This window comes from Pseudomonas sp. NPDC086278, from assembly GCF_050280905.1.
Classification (GTDB): domain Bacteria; phylum Pseudomonadota; class Gammaproteobacteria; order Pseudomonadales; family Pseudomonadaceae; genus Aquipseudomonas.
This window is the reverse complement of sequence record NZ_JBNNWE010000035.1, coordinates 48,175-54,965: the sequence shown is the minus strand read 5'-3', so window position 1 is coordinate 54,965 and position 6,791 is coordinate 48,175. Positions and strand designations below refer to the sequence as shown.

Sequence of the window (6,791 nt, the reverse complement as noted above, 5' to 3'; positions counted from 1 at the left end):
GGATCGCGCAAGCAGGGAGCGCGCCCTCGCGTGATCGTCTCAAGGGCTCGCAAAAAGCCGATTGGCTGGTGATCGGTGCCGGCATCACCGGCCTGTATTCCGGCTGGGCGGCGGCGGGGATCGGCTTCTCGCTGAACAACTCGATGCTGATCATTGCCGGTTCGCTGGTGGGCTCAAGCGGTGCGATCCTCTCGTACATCATGTGCAAGGCGATGAACCGTTCCTTCTTTAATGTGCTGCTCGGTGGTTTCGGCAACACCGCCGATGCCGGTCCAGCCGGCGCCAAGGAAGCCCGCCCGGTGAAATCCGGTTCGGCTGACGACGCAACCTTCCTGCTGACCAACGCCGATACCGTGATCATCGTTCCGGGCTACGGCCTGGCAGTGGCACGAGCGCAGCACGCATTGAAAGAGCTGACCGAGAAGCTGACCCATCGCGGCGTGACCGTGAAGTACGCGATCCACCCGGTTGCCGGTCGGATGCCTGGCCACATGAACGTTCTGCTGGCCGAGGCCGAAGTGCCTTACGACCAGGTGTTCGAGATGGAGGACATCAACTCCGAGTTCGGTCAGGCCGACGTGGTACTGGTGCTGGGCGCCAACGACGTGGTCAACCCGGCCGCGAAGAACGACCCGAAATCGCCGATTGCCGGCATGCCGATTCTCGAAGCGTTCAAGGCCAAGACGATCATCGTCAACAAGCGTTCGATGGCCAGCGGCTATGCCGGTCTGGACAACGAACTGTTTTATCTGGACAAGACCATGATGGTGTTCGGCGACGCGAAGAAAGTCATCGAAGACATGGTTAAAGCCGTCGAGTAATCCCCTGCTGCAACCTGAACGCCCCGCTTCGTCGGGGCGTTTTTGTTTGCGTCTGTTACCGATCGCGTAACGGTGTTTTGTCTGAAAACCCCTGAATAGACGCGTCGAATGCGACCTTGGTAGCGGGACGGGCAGCCGGCAAATTCACTAGACTGCGTGCCTTGCTTCCGTTACCCGAGATAACAATCCATGTACCGTGACCGTATTCGCTTGCCTTCGTTGTTGGACAAGGTGATGAGCGCCGCCGACGCTGCCGCGCTGATTGAGGACGGCATGACCGTCGGCATGAGCGGCTTCACCCGCGCCGGCGAAGCTAAAGCCGTCCCGCACGCATTGGCCGAACGCGCCAGAGTCAGCCCGCTGAAAATCACCTTGATGACCGGTGCCAGCCTGGGCAACGACCTCGACAAACAGCTCACCGAAGCCGGCGTATTGTCACGACGCATGCCGTTTCAGGTCGATAGCACATTGCGCAAGGCCATCAACGCTGGCGAAGTCATGTTCATCGACCAGCATCTTTCGGAAACCGTTGAGCAACTGCGCAACCAGCAACTCAAACTGCCGGACATCGCGGTGATCGAGGCAGTGGCAATCACCGAACAGGGCCACATCGTGCCGACCACGTCAGTCGGCAACTCGGCCAGCTTCGCGATTTTCGCCAAACATGTAATCGTCGAGATCAACATGGCGCACAACCCGAATCTGGAAGGCCTGCACGACATCTATATTCCGACTTACCGCCCGACCCGCACGCCGATTCCGCTGGTAAAGGTCGACGATCGTATCGGCAGCACTGCCATCCCGATCCCGCCGGAAAAAATCGTCGCCATTGTGATCACCCATCAGTCCGACTCGCCGTCGACGGTTTTGCCGCCAGACGTCGACACTCAAGCGATTGCCGATCACCTGATCGATTTCTTCAAGCAAGAAGTGGCGGCCGGGCGCATGACCAACAAGCTCGGTCCCTTGCAGGCCGGGATTGGCACCATCGCCAACTCGGTGATGTGTGGCCTGATCGATTCACCGTTCGACGACCTGACCATGTATTCCGAAGTGTTGCAGGATTCGACCTTCGACCTGATCGACGCCGGCAAGCTGAGCTTTGCCTCGGGCAGTTCGATCACCTTGTCGGCCCGGCGCAACGCCGAAGTGTTCGGCAACCTTGAACACTACAAGGACAAACTGGTGCTGCGCCCACAGGAGATCTCCAACCACCCGGAAGTGGTGCGTCGCCTGGGTATCATCGGCATCAACACCGCGCTGGAATTCGACCTGTACGGCAACGTCAACTCCACCCACGTTTGCGGCACTCGCATGATGAATGGCATCGGCGGCTCCGGTGACTTTGCACGCAATGCGCACCTGGCAATCTTCGTCACCAAATCGATCGCCAAGAACGGCGCAATCTCCAGTGTGGTGCCGATGGTCAGCCACGTTGATCACACCGAACATGACGTCGACATCCTGGTGACCGAAATGGGTCTGGCGGACCTGCGGGGACTCGCACCGCGTGAACGTGCCCGGGTGATCATCGACAACTGTGTACACCCCGACTATCGCCAGGCACTGGATGATTACTTCACGGCGGCCTGTGCACTGGGTGGGCACACCCCGCATATCCTGCGCGACGCCCTGCGCTGGCACATAAACCTGGAAGAAACCGGGCGGATGTTGACCAGCTGATCGCAGGAAAAAACAGCTGGCGCACACACAGTTGTGTCAGCCGTTCTTGATGACGGCCTCGACCGTCAAAAACTGTACTGCTGTACCGGTCTTTTCCTACAGTGATCGGCTACACATTTGAGTCAAATTGGCAAAATTGCACTTATTTAGTGCGCATAGGTACAGTTGCCTCAATTTCGACCAGTACACCCGCTATTAACAGTTAACTGGTCCCTCACAATACAGGTGAACTGTATCTAGAGAGACTGGCCAAACGAGAGGATCATGGGCACCAGTCAAACCACTACCTAATCCCGCCATAAGCGGAAGGATGTCAACCATGGAACGTACACTCAGTTCCGAGCTGTTCTTCGAAGATACTGCTGCAAAATCCCAAGGCTCCATGCCTCTTCGCGCTATCGCCAACCTGATGCTGTGGCAGCGCCGCATCTCCAGCCGCCATCAACTGGCTCGTCTGGATTCGCGTCTGCTGGCTGACGCAGGGATTAGCGAAGCACAACGCTACGAAGAGCTGAGCAAGCCGTTCTGGCGCTAAGTTAGCGTCGCTGGCCCTGACCCACCGGGTCCACCGCCAGCACTCCAAATTGAAAAAACAAAGCCCGCCGTGGGAAACCACGGCGGGCTTTGTCGTTTGGGCGTTCCGTGACGGCAAAACAATAGGCACTTGATACAACAGGTACAGTTTTCAAATTTAACTAATTGAACCAGTACAATTTCTTCACGGTGTGTCTGTTTAGGTGGCGAGGACCGGCTCAACATAAAGCCTTCCTTCATCAGCACAAGGACAGCGCCATGAATAACTTACTGGATGTTTCTGCCTCAACGCCCCGATCAACGCCTCGCTTCCAATGGCTTCGCTCATTGCCTCGCGCCATCGCCAACAGCCTGGAACGAGCCAGAACCCGGCGATTGCTGAGTCAACTCGATGGCCGCCAGCTTTCTGACCTGGGCATCAGCGACGCGGATCGTGCAAGTGAATTGGATAAACCGTTCTGGCGCTGACGGTTCTGCCTGGCCAAGCGGGACTGTTCTAACCGAGACGTGCAGCCTAATATCAGGCCAGAACGTGGCGAAGGCTGCGCAACAGGCGTCTGATCCATCAGACACTGCGCCACCTCTCAATCGGTTTTATTCAAAGGAGTTACACCATGTCCCGTCTTCGTCTGCTCAGCGCCGCAGCTCTGCTCGTCCTGGCAGCCAATGCCCAGGCCTCCAGTTTTATCGTGACCACCGACGCCGTCGTTGGCGCACTGAAATCCAGTTCCGACGCAACCTCCGACGTCACCTCCTCTTTCCGTGATGACAAGATCGTGCGCGCAGCCCGCGACGACGCAGCCAGCTTCGTAGCCAGTGAAGGCGCTATTCGTGGTGTGAAACTGGAAAGCGCTCTCGACCACATCCGCCACCAGGCACCGCAATTGAACGCGACGGATGCTCAGTTGGCTCAAGCCATCCTGACCATCTGAGCCATACGCGCGACAAGGGGCACCTCCGCGTGTCCCGATGTTTCGGCGCTGGCTCTAGACCGGGCGTTGCGCTAGCCTTGGGCCTCGCTGTCAACTATCGAGTCTCATGCGTTTTTATTCGAAGCTGTTGCTCACCCCGATACTTCTGACGGCCGGCTGGTCGGGTTCGGCTCATGCCTACGACGCCTTCAACCTTTCGACACAAGGCATTGTGGCCACGGGGTATGCCACCAGTGTGGTGACCTCCGCGCCCTTCGACCGTCGGCTACTGTTGGCGGCACACGATGATGCCGCAGCCTTCGTCGCCAGTGACGGCCAATGGCGGGGAGCACGACTGGAATCCGCTCTGGCTCACCTGCGCCGAACCCAGCCAAAACTTCATGCAAGCGACCTTGAACTGGCACAGGCAATTCTCGTCCAATAGTTATCCCTTGTTCCTCCGGAGTCGTTCCATGCGTAGCCCGCTGATTGCCGCCACCCTTGGCTTGCTGTTACTGGCTGACGTGGCCCAGGCGCACACCCTGGTTGCCACCAGTAACATCCTCATCAACGCCACACGGCGTACCCTGGATTTCACTTCCGATACCACGACGTCCATCCGCGACTCGAAGATCATTCGCGAAGCCCATGACGATGCCGCCAGTTTCGTCGCCAGCGATGGCGATATTCGTGGCGCCCATCTGGAAGCGGCATTCAACACATTGCGCATCCGGGTGCCGGAAGCACGCGACGCCAGTGATCAGGTACTCGCCGAAGCCATCCTCGCACTGTGAGGTTGCTGAATGCCTGGCTTCTGGCCGGGGTCGTGTTGCTGTTCGGCAACACGGCCCACGCCGGTCTGCAACTACAGCTCAAGACTGAAGGCCTGACGCCAGCGCAACAGCAGGCCAGCCAGGCACTGCTCGATGAAGCCATGCAGGCGCTGCCGCCGCGTTTCATTGAGCAACTGGACCGGCGCATCGACGTCGGCTGGACAGACGACATGCCGAGCAATGCCTACGGCCAGGCGTCGCTGGTGTCCGAACTCGACCTGAACCGCAACCTGCTCGCCAGCCTGACCGATGGCAGCGCCGCAACCGAGAAAACCTATCGCCCCCACGGCACCGTTCGCCGCGAGATGCTCGCCACGGTGTTGCACGAACTCACCCACATTTACGACCGCTCACGCTTGTGGCCAGACGCCGAGCGCACGTTGATCCAACGCTGTACCCGGCGCAGCAACAGCGCCGGACTGGTTGGCATCCCGGACGAGTGCCGCGGCCAGGCCGATCGGCGCTTTACTCTCAGCGATGATCCGCGCCTGCTGGATCTCGCCGGTTGGCAGCAATACGTCGGGCGTCGTGGCGAGCGCGAACAGCACAATCGGCAGATCGCCCGCAGCCCGGACATTTACGAGATCAGCAGCCCCAAGGAATTTGTGGCGGTCAACATGGAGTATTTCCTCCTCGACCCAAGCTACGCCTGCCGTCGGCCGGCGCTGTATCGCTATTACCAGGAACACTTCGGTTGGGCACCGGCCGCCAAGGATTCCTGTGCCAAATCCTTCGCCTTCCTGAATGCTGGCAATGACTTCGTCAAACAACCCCTCGGGCAAGTCGATCCCGAACGGGTTTACGCCGTTGACTATTTATTGGCCGAAGCCAATCAGAACTGGGTCAGCCGCTGGGGCCACAGCATGTTGCGGCTGGTGATCTGCGCGCCGGGGCGGCCACGCGGGCCGGACTGCCGTCTCGATCTCGATCAGCACCTGGTCTTGTCCTACCGCGCCTTCGTCGGTGATGTGCAGCTCTCAAGCTGGGACGGATTGGTCGGCAAATATCCCTCGCGGCTGTTTGTGCTGCCCCTGGCGCAGGTGATCGACGAGTACACCAAAACCGAACTGCGCAGCCTCGCCTCGGTACCGCTTAACCTGTCGCGCAGCGAAATCGAAGACGTGGTGGAACACGCCGCCGAGATGCACTGGAGCTACGACGGCAACTATTTCTTCCTGTCCAACAACTGCGCGGTAGAAGGCCTGAAATTGCTCCGCAGCGGCACCAACAACGCGCAACTGGTCGGGCTCGACAGCATCATGCCCAATGGCTTGCTCGAAGTGCTCAAGGGACGCGGACTGGCCGACACCAGCGTGCTGGACGATCCTCGCGAGGCGCTGCGCCTGGGCTATCGCTTCGACTCTTTCCGCGATCGTTACCAAGCGATGTTCGACGTGCTGAAGAAGCACTTGCCGATCAAACAGGAAAAAGTCGAAGACTGGCTGGCATTAAAAGCCGTAGAACGTCGGCAATGGTTCGAACAAGCTGATTTGCGCACCAGCGCGGCATTGCTGCTGCTGGAACAAGCGGCGTTCCGCCAGCAATTGGTGTTGGCTCAGGACGAAGTGAAGCAACGGTATCTAGGCGCCCGTGAATTGAAGAACGGCGGCATGGACAAGGCCAACAAGACCTTGCAGCAGATTCTGGAGAACAGCGGCTTCCTCAGCCGTCCGGCGGAACTGCTCGGCACTGGAGGCTACGGTTTGCCCCAGCCAGGCGAATGGCAACGCCTGGAATCGGAAAGCAACCTGCGCCAGAAGCAACTGCAAGTGCTGACCGGGGATCTGGACAAGGAAGTGAGAGCGTTGCTCGAACCCAGTCGTGCAGCCGAGATGGAAGCCAACGAAGCCAACCTGAAGCAGGTGGGTGAGCATCTGAGGAAGCTGCACAAAGCAGCGGGCGGATTGGAGCTGCCATGAAAAAGGGCTTCGGGACATAGCCCCGAAGCCCTCAGTCTTGCTGTTTACACTGTGCCGCGAGGCGCTGATTCCTCTGAATCAGGCCCTTTA

Annotated in this window: 8 protein-coding genes; all 8 read left to right on the top strand. The window is 59.0% G+C overall.

Translation table 11 applies throughout. The features are described from left to right. The coding region (locus ACQKP4_RS13525) for an NAD(P)(+) transhydrogenase (Re/Si-specific) subunit beta (RefSeq protein WP_427633834.1) at positions 1-821 on the top strand (821 nt) is incomplete at its 5' end. 189 nt (positions 822-1,010) lie between these two features. Then, complete coding sequence (locus tag ACQKP4_RS13520) at positions 1,011-2,504, top strand: acetyl-CoA hydrolase/transferase family protein (RefSeq protein WP_427633832.1); 1,494 nt, start codon at positions 1,011-1,013, stop codon at positions 2,502-2,504. A gap of 382 nt (positions 2,505-2,886) precedes the next feature. Beyond that, on the top strand, positions 2,887-3,039 hold the full coding sequence (locus tag ACQKP4_RS13515) for a DUF1127 domain-containing protein (protein WP_427633837.1): 153 nt from the start codon (positions 2,887-2,889) through the stop codon (positions 3,037-3,039). A gap of 257 nt (positions 3,040-3,296) precedes the next feature. After that, positions 3,297-3,506, top strand: a complete 210-nt coding sequence (locus tag ACQKP4_RS13510) for a DUF1127 domain-containing protein (protein ID WP_427633831.1) — start codon at positions 3,297-3,299, stop codon at positions 3,504-3,506. 146 nt (positions 3,507-3,652) lie between these two features. Continuing rightward, positions 3,653-3,970, top strand: coding sequence for a DUF2388 domain-containing protein (locus tag ACQKP4_RS13505; protein WP_427633829.1), 318 nt, complete (start codon positions 3,653-3,655; stop codon positions 3,968-3,970). 106 nt (positions 3,971-4,076) lie between these two features. Further along, positions 4,077-4,394 (top strand): DUF2388 domain-containing protein, encoded by a 318-nt coding sequence (locus ACQKP4_RS13500; protein ID WP_427633827.1) that lies wholly within the window; start codon positions 4,077-4,079, stop codon positions 4,392-4,394. 28 nt (positions 4,395-4,422) lie between these two features. Beyond that, entirely contained in the window at positions 4,423-4,743 is a 321-nt protein-coding gene (locus ACQKP4_RS13495) for a DUF2388 domain-containing protein (protein ID WP_427633825.1), read from the top strand. Then, positions 4,740-6,701, top strand: coding sequence for a DUF4105 domain-containing protein (locus tag ACQKP4_RS13490; protein WP_427633824.1), 1,962 nt, complete (start codon positions 4,740-4,742; stop codon positions 6,699-6,701). The genes ACQKP4_RS13495 and ACQKP4_RS13490 overlap by 4 nt, the downstream gene beginning before the upstream one ends. The last annotated feature ends 90 nt before the right edge of the window (positions 6,702-6,791 follow it).

Excerpts from the sequence above, each read along its gene's own strand:
- ACQKP4_RS13515 (WP_427633837.1), top strand. The coding sequence starts at position 2,887 with ATGCCTCTTCGCGCTATCGCCAACCTGATGCTGTGGCAGCGCCGCATC.
- ACQKP4_RS13520 (WP_427633832.1), top strand. The coding sequence starts at position 1,011 with ATGTACCGTGACCGTATTCGCTTGCCTTCGTTGTTGGACAAGGTGATG.
- ACQKP4_RS13505 (WP_427633829.1), top strand. The coding sequence starts at position 3,653 with ATGTCCCGTCTTCGTCTGCTCAGCGCCGCAGCTCTGCTCGTCCTGGCA.
- ACQKP4_RS13510 (WP_427633831.1), top strand. The coding sequence starts at position 3,297 with ATGAATAACTTACTGGATGTTTCTGCCTCAACGCCCCGATCAACGCCT.
- ACQKP4_RS13495 (WP_427633825.1), top strand. The coding sequence starts at position 4,423 with ATGCGTAGCCCGCTGATTGCCGCCACCCTTGGCTTGCTGTTACTGGCT.
- ACQKP4_RS13500 (WP_427633827.1), top strand. The coding sequence starts at position 4,077 with ATGCGTTTTTATTCGAAGCTGTTGCTCACCCCGATACTTCTGACGGCC.